This is a genomic window from Cellulomonas sp. P5_C5, from assembly GCF_054049655.1.
This window is the reverse complement of the sequence record NZ_JBFULY010000002.1, coordinates 281,856-301,272: the sequence shown is the minus strand read 5'-3', so window position 1 is coordinate 301,272 and position 19,417 is coordinate 281,856. Positions and strand designations below refer to the sequence as shown.

Genomic DNA, 19,417 nt, shown 5'->3' with positions numbered 1-19,417 from the left:
GGCTTCCGCTCCGAGCGCGGCCCGATCCTGATCGCGATCATGGTGACCACCGGCCTGGTCGCCATCGACGCGACGATCCTGGCCACGGCGGTGCCGACGATCGTCGCGGACCTCGGCGGGTTCACCAGCTTCCCGTGGCTGTTCTCGGTCTACCTGCTGACGCAGGCGGTGAGCGTCCCCATCTACTCCAAGCTGGCGGACACCGTCGGCCGCAAGCCCGTGATCCTGCTCGGCATCGGCCTGTTCCTGCTCGGGTCGGTCCTCTGCGGGTTCGCGTGGAGCATGCCGGCGCTGATCGCGTTCCGCGCGGTGCAAGGGCTGGGCGCCGGGGCCGTGCAGCCGATGGCGATCACCATCGCGGGCGACATCTACACGGTCGCGGAGCGGGCCAAGGCGCAGGGGTACATCGCGAGCGTGTGGGGCATCTCGTCGGTGGTCGGGCCCACGCTCGGCGGGCTGTTCTCCGAGTTCCTGTCCTGGAACTGGATCTTCTTCGTCAACATCCCGCTGTGCCTGGCGGCGGCGTGGCTGCTGGTCCGGCACCTGCACGAGACCGTCGAGCACACGCGCCACCGCATCGACTGGGCCGGGGGCCTGCTGCTGACCACGGGCATGAGCCTGCTGATCCTCGCGCTGCTGGAGGGCGGGAACGCCTGGGAGTGGCTGTCGGTGCCGAGCGTCGGCGCGTTCGTCGTCGGCGCCCTGCTGCTCGTGATGTTCGTCCGCGTCGAGCAGCGGGCCGACGAGCCCGTGCTGCCCCTGTGGGTGTTCTCACGACGGCTGCTGCTCGCCGCGTCGCTGGTGTCGGTCGGGGTCGGCGTCATCCTCATCGGCCTGACGTCGTACGTGCCGACGTTCCTCGAGGCGCTGCTCGGTGTCTCGCCGCTGACCTCGGGCCTCACCCTGGCGGCGCTGACCATCGGCTGGCCCATCTCCGCGTCCCAGTCGGGGCGGCTCTACCTGCGCTTCGGGTTCCGCACCACCGCCCTCATCGGCTCCTCGGTCGTCGTGGTCGGCGCCGTCGGCCTGGTCGTCGCGTCGACGCACCCGTCGGTGCTCGCGGTCGGGCTCGCGTGCTTCGTCATCGGTGCCGGTCTCGGGCTCGTCGCGTCCCCCAGCCTCATCGCCGCGCAGTCGAGCGTCGGCTGGAACGAGCGCGGGGTGGTCACCGGCGCCAACCTGTTCTCGCGGTCGATGGGCAGCGCGGTCGGCGTGGCGGCGCTCGGGGCGCTGGTCAACGGCCTGATGCACGGGGACACCCCGACCCAGGACCCGGAGCAGTTCGGGGACGCCGTCACGGTGGCGTTCGTCGCGGTCGCGGTCGTCGCGCTGGCGACGGTGGCAGCCGCGGCCGCGATGCCCCGGAGGGTCGGCTCGCCGAGCACGCCGGTCGCTGACGTCGCAGACTGAGGGCTCACCAGCGGGAGGACGCGATCATGGGCATCGAGGACCTGGTCAACCAGGCGAAGGCGGCCGTCAGCGGTCACGAGGACCAGGCCAAGGACGCGATCGAGAAGGCGGCCGAGGCGGTCAAGGCGAAGACCAGCGACAGCCAGRACGCCCAGATCGACAGCGTCGTCGAGAAGGCCAAGACGTACCTGGACGAGCAGAAGAAGTAGTCCCGGTGCGCGGCGGTCAGGTCGACCGCCGCGCACCGCGGTCTCAGTCCTCCTGCAAGCAGAGGACGCCGTTCTCGGCGTCCGCCTCGAGGTACATCTCGTCCGGGCACTGCTCCGCGCTGCTGACCTCGGAGACCACCTTGTACAGGTGGTCGGAGTCGCAGCTGACGGGCATGGCGGTGTCGTCGTCGCCGACGGTCCAGCAGGAGCCCACGCCGGTCGCCGTCGTCTCGGAGGTGATGAAGCTCGACGCCGCGCCGACACCGGTGCCGAGCACCGCGACGACGCCGACGGCGACGAGACCCTTGGCGACCCCGGACAGGCTGGGGGCACCGTCCTGGCGCGCGGCCCGGAACTCCGTGAACGACCGCACCAGTGCGATGCCGCCGACGATCATGCCGCCCCACCAGTAGATGCCGCTGGCCGAGTTCGCCGTGACGATCGTGGAGATCGCCCCCGCGAGGAAGAAGCCGACGCCGACGAGGAACGACGTCATGGCCTGCTTGTAGTGCCGGGTGGCCTCCGTGGTCTCGCCGGGCAGGGCGACGTCGTCCTGCACCCAGAGCTGCCAGCCGGGAGGCGGCGCCGGGAGCGACGGGTCCGGCGTCCAGCCCGGCTCGGGCGCGAAACCCTCGGGAGGCGTCGGCCAGTTGGGGGGCGGGTTGAACTTCATCGTGCTCCGATCTGAGGCCGCACCGGCGGCGGAGAGGGCGCTGGGTGGTAGCACCCTGTGACCCGGTGTCATCGGCTGATAGGAGGATCCGCTTGAGCCGCCGGGGAATGCGCTTCCGCACCGGCGTCGTTGCACCGGTCATGCCACTGACCGGAGAGTACGAACCCAGCACGTCGGCGTGGGCCCGCAAGCAGGCCGAGACCTTCGAGCGCACCGACGGCCAGAAGGCCAACACGCTCCAGGGCAAGCCCGTGATCGTCCTGACGTCCGTGGGTGCGACCAGCGGCAAGCTCCGCAAGACGGCCCTGATGCGGGTCGAGCACGACGGGCGGTACGCGGTGGTCGCGTCGAAGGGCGGGACGCCCGAGAACCCGGCCTGGTACCGGAACCTCGTCGAGCACCCGCACGTCGAGCTCCAGGACGGCGCCGTGCGGAAGGACTACGTCGCGCGCGAGACCTCCGGCACCGAGCGCGACGAGTGGTGGGCGCGCGCCAACGAGGTCTGGCCCGCCTACGCGGGGTACCAGACGAAGACGGACCGGCTGATCCCGGTGTTCGTCCTCGAACCGCTCTAGAGCTTCGCGCCCGTCTTCGCGTCGTGGTGCGGGTTCGCCGCGACCGAGTGGCGGTACGAGTACGCGAAGTAGATGACCACCCCGGCGACGAGCCAGGCGAGGAACCGCAGCCAGGTGAGCGTGGTGAGGTTCACCATCAGCCACAGGCACGCGACGCCCGCGATGATCGGCAGCGCCGGTGACCACGGCACCCGGAAGCCGCGCGGCAGGTCCGGGCGCGTCCGGCGCAGGATCGGGATGCCGAAGCTGACCAGCACGAACGCCGAGAGCGTCCCGATGTTGATCATCTCCTCGAGCAGCTCCACCTCGGAGAGGCCGGCGATCAGGGCGACGACGACGCCGACGCCGATCTGCAGCCGGACCGGCGTGCCGTACCTCGGGGAGGTGCGCGACGCGGCCCGGGGCAGCAGCCCGTCGCGGCTCATGGCGAAGACGATGCGCGTCAGGCCCAGCAGCAGCACCATGAGCACCGACGTGAGACCGACCAGGATCCCGACGGAGATCACCTTCCCCGCCCAGTCGGCCCCGACGAGCACGAACGCCGTCGTCAGCGACGGGGTGTCCGCCTCCGCGAGCTCGGTGTAGGACACCATCCCCGTGACCACGATCGTCACCAGGACGTACAGCACCGYCACGATCGCCAGACCGCCCAGGATGCCGCGCGGCACCGTGCGCTGCGGGTTCTTGGTCTCCTCGGCGGTCGTCGCGACGACGTCGAAGCCGATGAAGGCGAAGAACACCAGCGCGGCCCCGGACAGCACCCCGATGACGCCGTACGCCGTCGGCTCCAGCCCGAACAGGAAGGCGAACACCGGCTGCTCCAGGGACGTCCGCTCCGGTGCCGGCTGCGACGGCGGCACGAACGGCGAGAAGTTCGCGGTGTTCACGTAGAAGAAGCCGACCACGATGACGAAGATCGTGATGGCGACCTTGATGATGGTGAACACGCTGTTCACGCGCGTGCTCAGCTTGGTGCCCAGGGCCAGCAGGGCGGTGAAGATGCCGACGATGACGACCGGACCCCACTCGAGGTCCACGCCGCCGAGGCTCAGGGTGGTCGGGATGTCGATGCCGAACAGGCCGAACGCGTCGGACAGGTACACGCCCCAGAACTTCGCGATCACCGCCGACCCCAGCAGCATCTCGAGGATCAGGTCCCACCCGATGATCCACGCGACGAACTCCCCCATCGAGGCGTAGGAGAACGTGTACGCGGACCCCGCGACCGGCAGCGTCGAGGCGAACTCGGCGTAGCACATGATGGCCAGCCCGCACACGACGGACGCGATGAGGAACGAGACGATCACGGCCGGTCCCGCGTAGTTCGCCGCCGCCGTCGCGCCCACCGAGAAGATGCCCGCGCCGACGGCCACCGCCACGCCGAGGACGATGAGGTCCCAGGTGGTCAGGGTGCGTTTGAGCGCGCGCTCCGGATCCAGGGACTCCTCGAGTGAGTCCTCGACCGACTTCCGTCGGAAGATGCTGGTGCTACCCGCCATTGGTCGCCACCCCCGGCAACGAGCATGCCGTTCATGGCCCGATGTGTCCTGCGGAGCAGTCAGCCGAGCAGCAGGTACCAGCCGCCGACGCCGATGACCCCGCCCAGCACCGGCGCCGCCACGGGCACCCACGCGTAGTCCCACTGCGACGACCCCTTGTGCCGCAGCGGCAGCACCGCGTGCACCATCCGGGGTCCCAGGTCACGCGCCGGGTTGAGCGCCGGGCCCGTCGGCCCACCGAGGCCGGCGACCAGCCCCCACACCAGGAACCCGAGCGCCAGGTGCGCGACCGCCGGCTCGTTCTCCGTCAGCGGCGACGTGATGATCGCCATCGCGCACGAGAAGAGCACCACCGACCCGAGCAGCTCGGACAGGAACCCGTTGAGCCGCGAGTGGGCCGCGTTGATGGTCGAGAACGTGGCGAGGATGTCCTCGGGGTTCGTCGTCTGGTCGTAGTACGGCTTGTGCGTCACGACGATGGCGACCTGCCCGGCGATCGCCCCGAGCATCTGCGCCACGATGTACGGCGCGACCTCCGACCACGGGAACAGCCCCCACGTGGCCAGCCCGATGGTGAACGCCGGGTTGATGAGGTTGCCGCTGATCCCCCCGAACATGATCGCCGGGATCATCACGCCGAACCCGTACCCCATCGCGATCAGCGACCACCCGCCGCGGTACCCCTTCGACCCCTTGAGGTGCACGTTCGCGACCGTGCCGTTGCCCAGGATGATGAGGATCGCGGTGCCGATGAACTCGCAGGTCAGCCGCACGGCCAGGCTGTACGACGGATCCATGAGGCCCCCGGTTCGTCGGTCCGGCTGTCAGCGTCGCACGACCCAGGCCACGCCCGCACCCACCGCGTAGGCGAGCAGGTCCGCGGCGACGAACGTCGTGCCCAGCGCGTACCGGGCCACGGGGACGGCATCGACGATCGCCGCGGGCACCCCGGTGAGCTGCGCGACCTCGACCACGGCACAGATCCCGACGGTGACCGCAGCCAGGATGCCCGACCTCGCACGCGGGGCGATCAGGACCAGCAGCGCGAAGACGAACGCGGCGTAGAGCGCGTCGCCGACCGGGTCCGCGAGCGGGTGCTCCAGTCGCGACACCGCGACGCCGACCCCGACGAGCGCGACCGCCACGACCCCAGCAGCCACCCGCGAGGCGGCCGGCCGCACCGCCGCCTCCGGCCCGTCGTCGCCGTCCCGATCAGCCCGAAGACTTGGTAGCGCCTGGTAGGTCGAAGTCTTCGCGTTGTCGTCGGCGGGCACGGGTCGACGGTACGGGGACGGGTATGGAGGTCGTGTCAGGTGAGCGTGCAGGTGCTGCGCTCGTACAGCCCGATCTTGAGCTCGATGGCCTCCAGGTGCGTGGCGACCTCGGCGAGCTGCTGCCGGACGCGGTCGCGGTGCGCGACGAGGAGCTGCAGCCGCTCGGCCTCGTTGCCGTCGCCCGCCCGGACCAGGTCGGCGTACTGGCGGACCTCCCGGATCGGCATGCCCGTCGAGCGCAGCCGTGTGACCATCCGGATCCAGCCCACGTCGTCCTCGGAGTAGCGGCGGTGGCCCGACGACGCCCGGTCGACCGCGTCGAGCAGCAGCCCGTCGCGCTCGTAGTAGCGCAGCGTGTGCGTGGTCAGGCCGGTGGCCTCGGCCGCCTCGGCGATGCTGAGGCTGGTGACGACGGCCGACCCGGCGACAGTCTCGACGACGCTCATGGCGTCGATGGTGCGCCTTCGAGTGCACTCGAAGTCAAGCTGTGGGTTCGACGGGGCGAGGCCTGTCGCTGGACGATCGGGCATGTATGGACGACTTCCAGACATAGACGGTCCAGACCGGCCTAGCGATCGTGGAGGCATGACACGTCGCGATCACGTCCCCGCCCCCACCGCCGTGCGGAGGGCGACCCGATGAGCACGCCCCTCGTCGTGCTCGTCGTCGCGACCGCGATCGGGTCCGCGGCGGTCGGCGGCGTGTTCTTCGCCTTCTCGACCTTCGTGATGCCCGCCCTGAGTCGCCTCCCGGCATCGCACGGCATCGCGGCGATGCAGGCGATCAACGTCACCGCGCAGCGGCCGCCGCTGATGCTTCTGATGCTCGGCACCACGCTCGCATGCGTCGCGCTGGTCGTCCTCGCGGTGGTCGACCAGTCGCCCTGGCTCGTGGCCGGTGCGGCCGTCTACCTGGTCGGGGCGATCGTCGTGACCGCCGCGTACAACGTCCCCCGCAACCTCGAGCTCGCGGCGCTGGACGCCGCGAGCCCGGACGCCGCAGCGCGTTGGCTGGAGTGGGAGAGCGAGTGGACCGCGGGCAACCACGTGCGCACGATCGCCGGCCTCGCGGCCGCGGCACTGCTGCTCCAGGCGGTGCTGTAGACGAGGTCCAGGTGGCGCGGCCCACGCTCCCGCGATCTCCCGCTCTCGAGCCGCCCACAGCCCCGGCTGTGCACACCGGCCACCCGGGCACGAGGCGCAGCGCGCGACGCTGACGACATGGGCAGAGACGTCGGACGGTGGCTCGTCGTCCTGGCCGTCTGCGTCGCCGTCGGAGCCGGGGTGCCCGCGTGGTCGCAGGCGCGTGCGGCCGCGCGGTACGCGGTGTCGGCCGAGGACCTCGCGGGCGGACGGGTGGCACTCGGCTCGTTGGCGGTCCGCGGGCGGGCACCGAGCACCGGGTACGAGCGGGAGCGGTTCGGTCAGGCGTGGGCCGACGTCGACCGCAACGGGTGCGACACCCGCAACGACATCCTGCGCCGGGACCTCACGGCGACGGTGGTGGAGGACTGCGTGGTGCTGAGCGGCGTGCTCGACGACCCCTACACGGGGGTCCCGATCGCGTTCGCGCGCGGGCCAGGCTCGGCGCAGGTGCAGGTCGACCACGTCGTCGCGCTGTCCGACGCCTGGCAGAAGGGCGCCCAGGCGTGGACCGCGGCCCAGCGCGAGGCGTTCGCCAACGACCCCGCCAACCTGCTCGCCGTCGACGGTCCCGCCAACCAGGAGAAGGGTGCGGGCGACGCCGCGACGTGGCTGCCGCCCGCCCGTGGGTACCGGTGCGTCTACGCGCTGCGGCAGGTGCGCGTGAAGGCCGCCTACGGCCTGTGGGTCACCGCGGCGGAACACGATGCCCTGAACCGGGAGCTGAACGGGTGCGTCGTCGCTACGGTGAGGCCACCATGACGCTGCGCTTCCCGCCCCTGCTGCTCGGCCCGACCACCAAGGGCTTCTGGTCTCCCGCCCCGGTGACGCGGTCGGAGTTCGTCGCCGCAGGCCACACGCTCACGGACGGGTCGCTGACCTGGCCGGTGCTGACCCTGGACGCCGACGCGGTCGTGCACAACATCGCGCAGCTGGCGGGGTTCACCGCCGAGCGTGGTCTGGCGTTCGCGCCGCACGGCAAGACGACGATGTCGCCGGAGCTGTTCGCCGCGCAGCTCGACGCCGGGGCGTGGGGCATCACCGTCGCGACCGGCAACCAGCTGCTCGCCGCGCACTCGTTCGGGGTGCGCAGGCTGCTCGTCGCCAACGAGGTCCTCGACCCGACGGTGCTGCGCTGGATCGCGGAGACCCTGGCGGCGGAGCCGTCGACCGAGATCCTGTTCCACGTCGACTCCGTGCAGGCCATCGACGTCGCGGCGTCGGCCGTCGGCGACGGGCGGCGGGTCCGCGTGCTGCTCGAGGTCGGGTACGACGCCGGCCGGTCCGGGGTCCGTACGGGCGACCAGGCCCTCGCGGTCGCGCAGCACGCGGCGCAGACGCCCGGCGTCGACCTGGTCGGGGTCAGCGCCTACGAGGGTGCGCTCGCCGACGCCGACGCCGCGCGGAAGTTCCTGTCGGAGGTCCGTGCCGTCGCGGAGATGCTCGTCGACGCGGGTCTGCTGCGGGACCACGTCGTGCTCTCCGCGGGCGGGTCCGCCTACTTCGACGTGGTCGCGGACGTCCTGGGGCGTAGCAACGGGTCCAGCGGGCCAGACGTGAGCGGGGTGCCCAGCACGACGATCCTGCGGTCGGGCGCCTACCTCACCCACGACCACGGCACCTACGCGGGCTCGACCCCGTTCACCCGGATCGTCGGCCACCTCTACCCGGCGCTGCGGATCTGGGCGCAGGTGGTGTCGACCCCGCAGGACGGGCTCGCCATCATCGGCGCCGGCAAGCGGGACGTGCCGTACGACTCCGGGCTGCCCGTGGTGCTGCGGCGGCACCGCCCCCGCGAGCAGCCCGTGGCCGTCGTGGGCTGGACCGTGACGCGCACCAACGACCAGCACGCGTACCTCGAGGAGACGGACCCCCTCGGGACGGCGCTGGTCGTCGGTGACCTGCTGGAGCTCGGCGTCTCCCACCCGTGCACGGCGTTCGACAAGTGGCGGGCGATCCCGGTGATCGACGCCGACCAGCGCGTGGTCGACGTCGTCACCACCTGGTTCTGACCGAGCCCTCCGGGGACGCCGCGCGGCCGGGGACCGGGTCGACGTCGAAGTCCAGCGGGTGACACGCGACGTCTCAGCGCACGCCCTCCGCGGCGATGCGCGTGAACGACGTCTCGAAGTGCGCCGTCGCCAGCTCGGGGGTCAGCGTCCACCGGGCCACCGCGTCGGCGGACAGCACCGCGCGGTCCGGCACGGGCATCAGCGCGACGTTCTGGTGCGCGGCCCGCTCGGCGGCGAGCAGGTAGAACGCCGCCTCACCGACGGAGGTGCCGAGCGTCAGGAACCCGTGCCCGGCCTGCAGGATGACCCGCGCGCCCTCGAGCGCCCGGTCGACGGCGGTGGGCCCGTCGGGCTCGCCCCACGTCTGGCGCGTGAGGCCCTGGAGCCCGACGACGAGCGCGGCGTCGGTGGTGACCGCCTCCAGCGGGCGGCCCAAGTTGGACCAGATGAACCCGTAGGGCGTGTGCAGGTGGATGGCGACCTCGGCGTCGGGCACCTGCTGGTGCAGCTTCAGGTTCCCGGCGAACCCGTTGACGGGGCCGGCGCCGGCCCCGACGACCTTGCCCTCGTCGTCGACCAGGACGAGGTCCCCGGGCGTGATCGTCGCCGCGGAGATGCCGACGGGGTTGACCCAGTAGTGGCCGGGCACCTCGGGAGCGCGGGCGGACACGTGCCCGTTGAACCCGAACTCGTAGCCCTCCCGGGCGAACGTCCGCAGCGCGGCGGCGAGCTCCCAGCGCACGCTGCGCGGGCGGTCGGTGCGGACCTCGGGTGCCGTGTGCGGGCTGACCGCGGGGATGGTGACGCTCATCAGTTGACCTCCGGAAGGCCGAGGCTGCCGCGCAGCGTGGCGGCCTCGTAGTCGGTGTGGAAGAGCCCGCGCCGCTGCAGCTCGGGGACGAGGTGCTCGGTGAGCGCCTCGAGACCGTGGGGGTAGTTGAGGAAGAACGGCAGGAAGTTGAAGCCGTCGGCGGCGCCGGACTCCCAGCGTTCCTGGAGCTGGTCGGCGACGTTCTCGACGGAGCCGATGGGGAACCAGTGCCCGGCGGCGCTGGCGTGGTACCGGACCAGGTCCCGGACCGTGGTGGCGCGGCCRCTCTCGATGATGCGGCGCAGGACCCCGTACCGGGACCGGCGGCCTTCGATGGCCTCCTCGGGCGGGAGGTCGGCGAGCGGGATCGGTGCGTCGGGGTCGTACCCGGACAGGTCGATGCCGCCGAACTGCTTGGTCAGGGCGGCCAGCCCGCGGTCGAGGTCGAGGTCGTCGTGCGAGTCCTCCCAGATGCGTCGCGCCTCCGCATCGGTCGACCCGATGACCGGGGCGACACCGGGCAGGACCTTGACGGAGTCGGCGTCCCGGCCGGCGTTCACCACGTGCTTGCGCAGGTCGTCGTAGACGTCCTGGGACTCGCGCAGGTCGATGAGGCCGGTGGTGAAGATGACGTCGGCGTGCCGGGCGCCGAACGCCTTGCCCGCCGGGGACGTGCCGGCCTGCGCGATGATCGGCCGGCCCTGCGGGCTGCGCGGCACGCCCAGCGGTCCGGCCACCCGGAAGTGCTCCGACTCCCAGTTGATGCTGTGCACCTTGGCGGGGTCGACGAACAGGTCGCGCTCGGCGTCGCGGACGATCGCGCCCGCCTCCCAGCTGTCCCAGAGCGCCTCGACGACGCCTGCGAACTCCTCCGCGATGGCGTAGCGCTCGTCGTGCGGCGGCAGCTCGATGCCGAAGTTCTCGCCGCCCCACGCGGACGTGACGATGTTCCAGCCCGCCCGCCCGCGGGAGATGTGGTCGAGGGACGCGATCTGCCGGGCCACGTTGTACGGCTGGCTGAACGACGTCGACACCGAGCCGATGAGCCCGATGTGGCTGGTGCGGGCTGCGAGCGCGGAGAGCAGGGTGACGGGTTCGAGGCCGGGCTCGGGGTGCGCCGGGTCCGTGGAGACGCCGTCGGCCAGGAAGATCGTGTGGATCTTGGCGGCCTCGGCCGCCGCGGTCAGGTCGGCGTACAGGTCGAGGTCGAGGACCTCGTCGGCACGGCTATGCGGCTTGCGCCAGGTGCGGGCGACGCCGCCGAGCAGGAGGCCGAGGAGGAGGCCGCCGCCGCGGTCGGTGCTGGTCATGTTCTTCTCCCGGGAGGTCAGGACGTGGGGACGAGGGTGCGCTGCGGCTTGGTGCGGGGGTGGACCTCCGCGAAGCCGTCGTAGGTGGTGAGGTCGACGTCGATGCCGTAGACCTCCGCGATGAGGTCGGGGCTGTAGACGTCGCGCGGGGTGCCGTGCCGCAGGATCCGGCCGTCCAGCAGGAACGCGACGTGGTCGGAGAACCGCGCGGCGAGGTTGAGGTCGTGCAGCGAGATGACGACGGCGATGTTGCGGTCGACGGCGATGGAGTGCGCGAGCTCGAGCGTGGCCAGCTGGTAGCGCACGTCGAGCGCGCTGGTCGGCTCGTCGAGCAGGAGCAGCTGCGGGTCCTGGGCGAGCGCGCGGGCGATCAGCACACGCTGCGCCTGCCCGCCGGACAGCTCGTCGACGTTGCGCTCGGCGAGGTCGTCCAGGCCGAGCCGGCCGATGGCCTCGTCGACCTTGCGCCAGTCCGACGCGCGTGGGCGTGCGCCGAAGTGCGGGGTGCGTCCGAGCAGGACGGCCTCGCGCACCGACAGAGAGAACGACACGTCGATGGCCTGCGGCACGTACGCGACGAGGCGTGCGAGGTCGCGTCGGGACAGGGCCGCGAGGTCTCCCCCGTCCCAGGTGAGCGAGCCGGTGCTGGGCTTCACGATCCGCGCGACGGCCTTGATGAGCGTCGACTTGCCGGCGCCGTTCGGCCCGAGCAGGCCGAGCACCGTGCCCCGCTGCGCGGTCAGGTCGAGGCTGTGCAGGACCTCCCGCTTGCCGTAGCCGACGGTCAGGCCGGTGATCTCCAGGGACATCAGAAGGACCTCCGCCGGGCGAGGATCAGGTAGAGGAAGACCGGCGCCCCGATGAGGGCGTCGATGATGCCGACGGGCACCAGCGCGGGGGCGAGCAGGACCCGGCCCACCGCGTCGGACACGACGAGCAGCAGCGCCCCGATGAGCGCCGAGAACGGCAGCAGGTAGCGGTGGTTGGCGCCGATGATGAGCCGCGCGATGTGCGGGCCGACGAGCCCGACGAAGCCGATGATCCCGGTGAAGCTGATGGTCACCGAGGTGATGAGCACGGCCACGAAGATCAGCTCGAGCCGCAGCCGCGACACCGGGACGCCGAGGCTGCGGGCCGCGTCGTCACCGGCGAACGCGATGGCGTTCACCGACGACGCCCGCCACTGCACGTACGGCAGCGCGATCGCGAGGACGACCGCCAGGGTGATCACCTGGTACCAGACGGCCCCGTTGACCGTGCCCCAGGTCCAGCGCACGATCGCGGCGAGCGTCTCCTCGTTCGCGATGTACTGCAGCCCCGCGGTCAGCGCCGTGAACAGCTGCGTGAGTGCGATGCCCAGCAGGATGAGGGTCGTCGGCTGCATCTTCTTGGTCGACGCCAGCCCGAGCACGATCCCCGCGCACGCGAGCCCGGACAGCAGGGCGCCGACGACGAGCGGGGTGCCCGCCGCGACGCTGGCCCCGCCGAAGAAGAGGATCGCCAGGGCCGCGCCGAACGCCGCCGCCGGGGCGATGCCCAGGGTGAACGGGCTGACCAGCGGGTTGCGCAGCAGGCCCTGGAACAGCACCCCGGCGACGGCCAGCGCGGTGCCGGCGAGGACCGCGAGCGCCGCGCGCGGCACCCGCAGCTCCCAGACCGTGGTGAACAGCCGCTGCTGGACGGCGTCGACGGGTGCGGCGCCGGTGACCTGCGCCCAGATCGCCTCGACCGCGATCCGTGGCGTGATCCCGCCGGCGCCGATCTGGAGGGTGAGCAGCGTGACGACGACCGTCAGGACGAGGGTGCCGACGACGACGGCGACCTTCCGGCCGTCCCCCGCTCCTCTCCGGGCGGCCCGGTCGAGCTCACGGTCGAGGTCGTCGAGGGCCTCGTCGTCGACGGCGACCGCGCTGGTCACTCGCCGTCTCCGAGCCGGTAGACGTAGTCCGCGGTCCCGTGCTCCAGCTCCGTCTCCTGGAAGTCCTCGACCCACCGCGTGAAGTACTCGTCGACGTCGACGCCCTCGAACCGCTCGGGGTGCAGCCACGTGGCCAGACCGAGCGCGCCGATGGCCTTGGCGACGGAGCTGGTCCAGAAGTTGTTGGCCACGAACACGTCGCCGTTGCGCACCGCGGGCAGGTCCGCCCAGCCGGGTCGGGCGGCGAGCTCGGCCGCGAGCTGGGCCTGCGCCTCCTGCGGCCACGGCTCGTACCCGGGCGACAGGCCGTCGATGCCGTGCCGGAGCACCACGTCGGGCTCGCGGGCGAGGATCTCGGCCGGGTCGATCGGGGTGGTGTGGACGGTGCCCTCGCGGTTCGGGTCGGAGTCGAAGTCGATGTCCCCGAACGCGTTGGTGCCGCCGGCGAGCTCGATGATGTCGTGCCAGCCCGAGCCCGGGACGCCCGTGGTGTTGGCGACGCCGTTCTCGAAGTAGACGACCTTGCGTTCCTCGTCGGGAAGGTCCCCGAGACGCTCGTCGAGCAGGTCGTGGATCTCGCCGTAGAGGTCGGAGAGCTCCTGCGCGCGGTCCTGCGTGCCGAACACCTCGCCCAGCAGCTCGACGTTCTGCTGGAACAGCGTCGGCTCCCACGCCGTCACGACGAGGACGGGGATGCCGAACGGCTCGAGCTTGGTCGCCGCCTCCTCGTACGGGCTGTTGCTGAGCGTGACGAACAGCTCCGGGCCGGCGGCGATGATCTCGTCGTAGTTGAACTCCGCGGCCCGCGAGATGATCGTGTCCGTGCCGGGGACGGACGCCCAGTAGGGCGTGTTGCCCGGGGTGTCCTCGACGCCCTCGGCGCTGACGCCGACGATCCGGTCGCCCGCTCCGACACCGCGGATGAGCTCGACGTTGTACCAGTTGTAGCCGACGGCGACCGTCTTCACGGGCACGGCGATCTCGACCTCGCGGCCGGTCTCGTCGGTGAACGTGCGGATCTCGCGGCCGTCGGACGCGGTCTTGCCGGTCGCGACGTCGCCGGGGGTGTCCGCCTCGGCGGCGCCCGTCGCGCAGCCGGCGAGCGCCAGGACGGCGACGGTGAGGGCGGCGAGGGCGCCGCGGAGTCGGGGGCGATGCATGGGTGTGCTCCTGTCGGGGATGGCGGTGCGCGACCGCGCGCGAGCGCGGGGCCGGGAGTGATCACCGGCGTGCGGGCGAGTGCCTCAGCGGGTGTGGCGACAACGACACAGCGCGCCCGGGCACACGGCAGCGCCGGACGCGAGAGCGTCCGGGAGCGTTCGTGTCGGGGCGGCCATGGGTGGGGAGAGTAGGGACGACCCACTCAAAAGCCGACTTATCTAGTCGACTTTCTCACCCGGTGAGATCGGGTGACCGGGGCACGGACCCGGACGGGCGGAGCTCCCCCGGAACACGACAGCCGCACGTCGACGTCAGGCTGTCCGGGACGCGACCAGTAACGTACGCACGGCCCCTGCGGCAGCTCTTGGCGCCCCCGTCGCGGCGTCGAGGTCGGAGAGGGCATCCGCCATCGCCTCGGTTGACGCCGCGCCGCCGAGCGCTGTGCAGCGCGCCAGCGCCTCGGCGTAGGTCGCCGCCGCCTCGCCGGGATCTCCCAGGACGAGCTGGACCAGACCCAGGTTGAAGGTCGCGACGACGCCGACGACGGCCCCGCTCCCGAGCGCGGATGCTGAGGCTGCCTCGGCGGCTGCCACGTCGCCGTCGCCGTCGAGGTAGGCGAGCCACCCCAGCTGCGTGCGGACCCTTGCCTCTGCTTCCCGGGACGACTCGTCATCGGCTGCGTACGGCCGGAAGCCTTCGACACCCGCGGCCGTGTCCGCGAGGAGTCTTCGCGCGTCGTCGCGTCGACCCGCCTGCTCGAGCAGGTCGGCTAGCCGCATCGCGCTGTCAGGATCGCTGCCCGCCAGACGTGAGCGGCGCAGGTCGTCCAACGCCTGATCCAGAGCTCCCACCGCGGCGTGCGCACCCGATCGCTGCCACAGCAGAATCTGCTCGAAGAACGGGATGGCCTGATCGTCCGGGGTGACGATCAGTCGTGACAGGTTCTCCACGACCAGGGGAGGGGCGTCGCGAGCCGGGAGCTCGAAGAGCGGGGCAAGGGTCGGTCCGTCGAACTCGCCGAGCGCCTTGAACGCACTCTCGCGCGCGCTCGTGGAGCACGTGCTGCTCTCCAGGACAGCAACGAGGACCGCGTCCGGTATCGCATCCCAAGCGCACGCGCCCATGTCTGTGAGCAACTCCGCGGCATGTGTCGCGGGTCCGTCGGAGCCAGCACGCACGATCGTCCAGAGAGCCTCGACGCCGTGCTCTCGCGCCGCGTCCGACGAGAGGTCGACGAGCGCTTCCGCCGCTGCGAGACGCACACGGTCCTCTGCGTCGCTCAAGGCTTCGACGAGACGAGCGACGCTGCGCGGATCGCTCACCTCGAGCAGTGCCAGCGCCGCCGCCTCGCGAACCTCGCCGTGCGGATCGGACGCRAGCGCCTCCTCCAGCAGCGCGAGCCACGAGCCGTCGTCGAACCAGCGAAGCTCTTGTGCGGCGAGCGTGCGGACTCCACGGTCGCTGTCGTGCAACGCCGTCGTGGCGAGCTCGTCGGCCGAGATCCTCAGGGCCCCGAGAGCACGAACCGCTGCGAGTCGGGTGCGAGCGGCAGGGTCAGCGAGGGCCTCTCGGATCCAGGCGCGAATCTCGTCGGTGGCGCCGAACCGTCGGAGCGCAGCACTGATGTATTCGCTCAGACCCCGTGCGGAGTACGCGGTCGTTCCCCAAGCACGCTCGGACCGGCCGTCGGACTCGATGAAGGTCGATGCCTCCAGGATGACCGAGGCCGCAGGCGCCTGCATGAGGGACAGCGCGTCGACGAGCGGCAGGACGAGTGCGGAGACGGTTTGACGCATCTCGCTGCGCAGCAGCCCGAGCAGGTCCGGTGCAGCGTTGCGCGCCTGGACCGCACCGAGGACGTCGACGAGACGACGGACGAAGATCTCCGACTCCCACGCGGCGAACCCGACGAGCTCGCCTCGCGCGCGCTCCAGCACCCTCGGGAGCAGCTCGGCGAGCGCCTCGCGCGCCMGCGCCGGATCCACCTTTGCCAAGGCAGTCGCCGACCGGGCACGGCGATCGGAGTCCCACACGGCAAGGCCCTCCCCCTCGGCCGTGAGGTGGAACGTGCCCTTGTCGCTCTTGCTGACGTACCGCCCGTCAGCCGGCGCGTCGTCATCGTCGTCATCGTCGTCGGGCTCGTCGGGCCCCACCAGGAGGTCCGCATCTCTCAGCGACTGACGGAGGACACTGACGGTGACTGCGTCGCCGACGGGTGGCGCACGCAGCGTTGCGACGGGCCTCAGCTCCTGGAGGTCGAGGATCAGGGCGTCGATGCCCTGCGGTGGCACCGTGCACTCAGACATGGCCTCCGCGATGGTGTCGGCCATGTGCTCGTCCGCCTCCCGCCACAGCGCTGACAACAGCGCGGGGAACGCGTCAGGCAGACGGCGTGCGGCCGCCTGCGCAGCCATCTGCCGTTCGGCTGCACTTCCACAGACCAGGGCGTCGAGGATCTCGGGAGGGTCGGCGACGAGGAAGCGGTCCAGGATGCGCGCGCGCTTCTTCCGGCCTCGTTCCATCGCGTCGCGCACGTCCCACGCTGTCCGCGGCTTCACCTCCCGACGCAGCTCGAGAGCAGCGCTCGTGATGCGCTCGACGTCTGCCCTTCGTTCCGTCTGCCGGCTGTCGATCAGGACGGCGAGAAGGTGGTCGTGCAACAGCTGGAAGGCATCGGGGTCCATCCTTGCGAGGATCGACTCGGCGAATGTCCGGGCATCGGAGGCGTCGGTGGTGCGCCAGGCCTCGATGATCTCGGCGAAGTCGTCCGCCGTCGAGTGTCGTGCGAGCATGTAGCGCACGCGCTCCGAGGACCTCGAGGTCCGCATCGCGAGCTGCACCAGCCTGGTACGCGCCAGCGGTGTCGCCGCCGCGACGAGTGCGTCGACAGCTTCCCAGGCGACCTCGACCGGGTGAGAGTCGTCGGCGGCGCAGGCCGCGAGCGCATCGACGGCGGCGATGCTGTCAGCACGGGCCAGCCTCAGGCAGGTGGCTGCCACCAACCGCGCCCGGGCGTCGCGACGGGACAGCATGGCGCTCCAGCCGTCGATCGTCCTCGTGCGAACCTCTGGAGTGACGGACGCGCCGATCAGGCACCTGGCGGCCACCATCGGGTTGCGCGCATCGAGCGCCTCGACCAGCTCCTCCGCCCGATCGATCCCGGCAAGCATGACGACCGCGGCGGCAAGGGGTCGGGTGGAGCTGTCCCACGTCCGCAAGCCGGGTTCCACCCATCGCCAGACGAGCGGCGACACCGCGGCGACGACTCGTTCCACGGGCCAGGTGACCATGGCGACCGCGGTGAAGTACGTCTGCACGGACTCGTGCATGAAGGTCAGCGAGGAGCCCGAGCGGGTCAGGACGCCGTTGTAGACGACCTCGTCCAGGAAGTCCTCGACCGCCCAGTCCTTCGGGAGCAGAGATCGGCGGCGTGCCCCCGTCGCCCCACACTCGTCGAGCCGCGTCGCGAGAGCATCGACCGTGTCGTCGTCGACCGAGAACGCGGTGCTTCCGGCCAGGGTCATCGTGGCAGCCAGCCAGGACAGCGCCGGTCGTTTCACGGCGGCGTAGTCGAAGCTGACGCCAGGGTTGGCCTTCGCCGGCTCCCGACGCCTGAAGACGTRGTCGTCCAGGAACAGCTGGTAGAGCTGACCGGCGTTCGTCGGCAGTCGGGGTCCCTCGATGTCCGCGCACGCCTGCACGAGGGCCCACAGCATGAACGGGTTCCGTGCGAGACCCTTCAGCTCGCGGCTCATGGTGATGCTCAGGCGCCCGAGCCCGCGCCGGTCCAGGTAGTCGTCGACCTGCTCCTCGTCCAGCTGGACCACGTCGAGCACCGTGAGCCCGTCGCAGCGACGGGCGAGCTTCTCCGCGGCGCGTGTTGGTCGGGATGTCACCAGGAAGCTGTGGCGGCGCGAGCTCATGAGCCGCTGGAGCGCGACGATCAGGTCGTCCTCCAGGTCGTCGCGCACCTCGTTGAGCCCGTCCAGCAGGAAGACCAGCTCCTGCGGCCCGCCCAACCAGGTCCGGCGCAGTGCCTCGTAGTCGACGTCGTTCTGCTCGGCGACCAGCGTGAGGATCCCCTCGACCGTCACACCGTCCGCGGTGCCTGCGAGGTTGAGGGGCACGTACAGGGGGACGTGCCCGTTCCCCGAACGGACGGCGTCCCGGGCGAGGTCCATGCCGAGCTTCAGCACGGCGGTCGTCTTGCCGGCGCCGCCTTCGCCGATGGCGAGGAGCCGCGCACCCTTGGCGGCTACGAACGCGTGAGGGGGTGCCTCCGTCGGCACCTCGGTGGGGTCGTGCGCCGTCGCGTCGTCTCCTGCTCGCGTGCGGAGGAGCAGCTCCATGTAGTTGCCGTCCACCCGGGATCCGTCGTGAAGTCGTGCACCGACCATCTCGACGAACCGGTCGAGTGCCCGGCTCGGATCGACGCCCTCGACCTGTGCTCGCGTCACGCGCTCCTGCAGCCCGAACCGCTCCTCCACCTCCTCGATCGGGGTTGCGTAGAGGACCGGCGCGGCGCGCACAGGCTCCCCCGACAGGCTCGTGAGGCGAGAGCGCACCTGCTCGACCAGGACGCCCACCACGACACCGGGCGACGTCTCGACGGGACTCCCGGAGTACCCCTCGTACTCGTCCAGGTCCTGCTCGACCTGGAGCTGGTGGCCGACGGCCGCGCCCTGCCGGTTGGCATACTCCCGCCGGAGGACCGTGATCGAGCCGTCCAGAGCCGGGTCGTTCGGCGCCGGCTGCGTGCGCACGGACCAGCGCTGGCCGACATCGGCACGACCTGCTCGCAACCAGGCCGTGGACTCCTCGATCACATGGAGCACTGCAACGTCCAGCACCGGGTCGGACTCGATGCGGGACACGGTGAACCGCATCCCCTGCGCGTCGAGGAGAACCGAGGACGGGTCCACAGGACGGCCGTCCCGACCGCGGACGACGTGATTGGCCGTGAGAGCGATCTGCGGGCCGATCAGGAATCCGCAGCCGCGCAGGTTGCCCCCCACCGAGATGGTGCCGGCCGCCTCGCCCGTCGTCCGGGTCATGGGTCGCGCTTGAACGTCAGCGTCACCTCGAACGTTGCCCCGGCCGCGACCTTTGAGATCAGCACGCCCGCCTCGGCTGTGAGAGTGATACCGAACGACGCTGTCACTTCGCCCAGGCTCCAGTGCTCAGGCTGCGGAAGCGCTGTGATGCTGTCCGTCACCATGCGGGCCGCCGATTCCATACCGGCCCGGATGTCATCGGCACGATCGTCCAGCCGCTCCGCCTTGTTCCGGCCGAAGGCAATCTCCCGCCMATCCTCGGAGACCACCTGGATCAGGATCTCGCCGTGCGGTTCGTCGTCGACGTGCCCGGTGGAATCGGTCACCTGCGACCTCCGATCAATGGTTGGGTCCGATGCTGCCGATGCT

The 19,417-nt window shown here is 71.3% G+C and carries 18 protein-coding genes; 6 read left to right on the top strand and 12 right to left on the bottom strand.

Going from position 1 to position 19,417, the window contains the following annotated elements; genetic code table 11:
* Positions 1-39: 39 nt before the first annotated feature.
* Complete coding sequence (locus tag ACXJKF_RS03230; RefSeq protein ID WP_456786344.1) at positions 40-1,410, top strand: MFS transporter; 1,371 nt, start codon at positions 40-42, stop codon at positions 1,408-1,410.
* 26 nt (positions 1,411-1,436) lie between these two features.
* The gene (locus ACXJKF_RS03225; RefSeq protein WP_456786297.1) at positions 1,437-1,619 is read left to right on the top strand and encodes an antitoxin; all 183 of its coding nucleotides are present in this window, start codon (positions 1,437-1,439) and stop codon (positions 1,617-1,619) included.
* A 43-nt stretch (positions 1,620-1,662) separates the two neighbouring features.
* On the opposite strand, the gene ACXJKF_RS03220 is transcribed toward ACXJKF_RS03225, so the two are convergent.
* Positions 1,663-2,292 carry an LppU/SCO3897 family protein gene (locus tag ACXJKF_RS03220; RefSeq protein WP_456786296.1) on the bottom strand — a complete coding sequence of 210 codons (630 nt, stop codon included), beginning with the start codon at positions 2,290-2,292 and terminating at the stop codon, positions 1,663-1,665.
* A gap of 140 nt (positions 2,293-2,432) precedes the next feature.
* Between ACXJKF_RS03220 and ACXJKF_RS03215 the strand changes: the two genes are divergently transcribed.
* A complete protein-coding gene (locus ACXJKF_RS03215; protein WP_456786295.1) occupies positions 2,433-2,867 on the top strand; it encodes a nitroreductase family deazaflavin-dependent oxidoreductase in 435 nt (144 codons plus the stop codon).
* Here ACXJKF_RS03215 and ACXJKF_RS03210 read toward each other — a convergent pair.
* From ACXJKF_RS03210 to ACXJKF_RS03195, 4 genes are read right to left on the bottom strand one after another with little or no spacing between them, the layout of a single operon-like run.
* Positions 2,864-4,366 (bottom strand): APC family permease, encoded by a 1,503-nt coding sequence (locus ACXJKF_RS03210; protein ID WP_456786294.1) that lies wholly within the window; start codon positions 4,364-4,366, stop codon positions 2,864-2,866. The genes ACXJKF_RS03215 and ACXJKF_RS03210 overlap by 4 nt on opposite strands.
* A 59-nt stretch (positions 4,367-4,425) precedes the next feature.
* On the bottom strand, positions 4,426-5,163 hold the full coding sequence (locus ACXJKF_RS03205) for an MIP/aquaporin family protein (protein WP_456786293.1): 738 nt from the start codon (positions 5,161-5,163) through the stop codon (positions 4,426-4,428).
* A gap of 27 nt (positions 5,164-5,190) precedes the next feature.
* Positions 5,191-5,640 (bottom strand): ribosomal maturation YjgA family protein, encoded by a 450-nt coding sequence (locus ACXJKF_RS03200; RefSeq protein ID WP_456786292.1) that lies wholly within the window; start codon positions 5,638-5,640, stop codon positions 5,191-5,193.
* A 35-nt stretch (positions 5,641-5,675) separates the two neighbouring features.
* Positions 5,676-6,086 (bottom strand): MerR family transcriptional regulator, encoded by a 411-nt coding sequence (locus ACXJKF_RS03195; RefSeq protein ID WP_456786291.1) that lies wholly within the window; start codon positions 6,084-6,086, stop codon positions 5,676-5,678.
* A gap of 192 nt (positions 6,087-6,278) precedes the next feature.
* Between ACXJKF_RS03195 and ACXJKF_RS03190 the strand changes: the two genes are divergently transcribed.
* The 3 genes from ACXJKF_RS03190 to ACXJKF_RS03180 all read left to right on the top strand — a co-directional run bounded on the left by ACXJKF_RS03190 (position 6,279) and on the right by ACXJKF_RS03180 (position 8,794).
* Positions 6,279-6,743, top strand: coding sequence for an anthrone oxygenase family protein (locus tag ACXJKF_RS03190; protein WP_456786290.1), 465 nt, complete (start codon positions 6,279-6,281; stop codon positions 6,741-6,743).
* A 117-nt stretch (positions 6,744-6,860) separates the two neighbouring features.
* Positions 6,861-7,544 (top strand): HNH endonuclease family protein, encoded by a 684-nt coding sequence (locus ACXJKF_RS03185; RefSeq protein WP_456786289.1) that lies wholly within the window; start codon positions 6,861-6,863, stop codon positions 7,542-7,544.
* On the top strand, positions 7,541-8,794 hold the full coding sequence (locus tag ACXJKF_RS03180; RefSeq protein ID WP_456786288.1) for an alanine racemase: 1,254 nt from the start codon (positions 7,541-7,543) through the stop codon (positions 8,792-8,794). The genes ACXJKF_RS03185 and ACXJKF_RS03180 overlap by 4 nt, the downstream gene beginning before the upstream one ends.
* A gap of 73 nt (positions 8,795-8,867) precedes the next feature.
* Here the strand turns inward: ACXJKF_RS03180 and ACXJKF_RS03175 are convergent, their stop codons facing one another.
* The 7 genes from ACXJKF_RS03175 to ACXJKF_RS03145 form a co-directional block, all read right to left on the bottom strand.
* On the bottom strand, positions 8,868-9,605 hold the full coding sequence (locus ACXJKF_RS03175; protein ID WP_456786287.1) for a class II aldolase/adducin family protein: 738 nt from the start codon (positions 9,603-9,605) through the stop codon (positions 8,868-8,870).
* Positions 9,605-10,915 (bottom strand): NtaA/DmoA family FMN-dependent monooxygenase, encoded by a 1,311-nt coding sequence (locus ACXJKF_RS03170; protein WP_456786286.1) that lies wholly within the window; start codon positions 10,913-10,915, stop codon positions 9,605-9,607. Before ACXJKF_RS03170 ends, ACXJKF_RS03175 begins: the two co-directional genes overlap by 1 nt.
* A 17-nt stretch (positions 10,916-10,932) precedes the next feature.
* Positions 10,933-11,724 carry an ABC transporter ATP-binding protein gene (locus ACXJKF_RS03165; RefSeq protein ID WP_456786285.1) on the bottom strand — a complete coding sequence of 264 codons (792 nt, stop codon included), beginning with the start codon at positions 11,722-11,724 and terminating at the stop codon, positions 10,933-10,935.
* Positions 11,724-12,833: a FecCD family ABC transporter permease gene (locus ACXJKF_RS03160; protein WP_456786284.1), complete on the bottom strand. Its 1,110-nt coding sequence runs from the start codon at positions 12,831-12,833 to the stop codon at positions 11,724-11,726. The genes ACXJKF_RS03165 and ACXJKF_RS03160 overlap by 1 nt, the downstream gene beginning before the upstream one ends.
* Complete coding sequence (locus tag ACXJKF_RS03155; protein WP_456786283.1) at positions 12,830-13,993, bottom strand: ABC transporter substrate-binding protein; 1,164 nt, start codon at positions 13,991-13,993, stop codon at positions 12,830-12,832. The genes ACXJKF_RS03160 and ACXJKF_RS03155 overlap by 4 nt, the downstream gene beginning before the upstream one ends.
* 312 nt (positions 13,994-14,305) lie before the next feature.
* Positions 14,306-19,048, bottom strand: a complete 4,743-nt coding sequence (locus ACXJKF_RS03150) for a HEAT repeat domain-containing protein (protein ID WP_456786282.1) — start codon at positions 19,046-19,048, stop codon at positions 14,306-14,308.
* On the bottom strand, positions 19,045-19,374 hold the full coding sequence (locus ACXJKF_RS03145) for a CU044_2847 family protein (protein ID WP_456786281.1): 330 nt from the start codon (positions 19,372-19,374) through the stop codon (positions 19,045-19,047). The genes ACXJKF_RS03150 and ACXJKF_RS03145 overlap by 4 nt, the downstream gene beginning before the upstream one ends.
* Positions 19,375-19,417 lie beyond the last annotated feature (43 nt).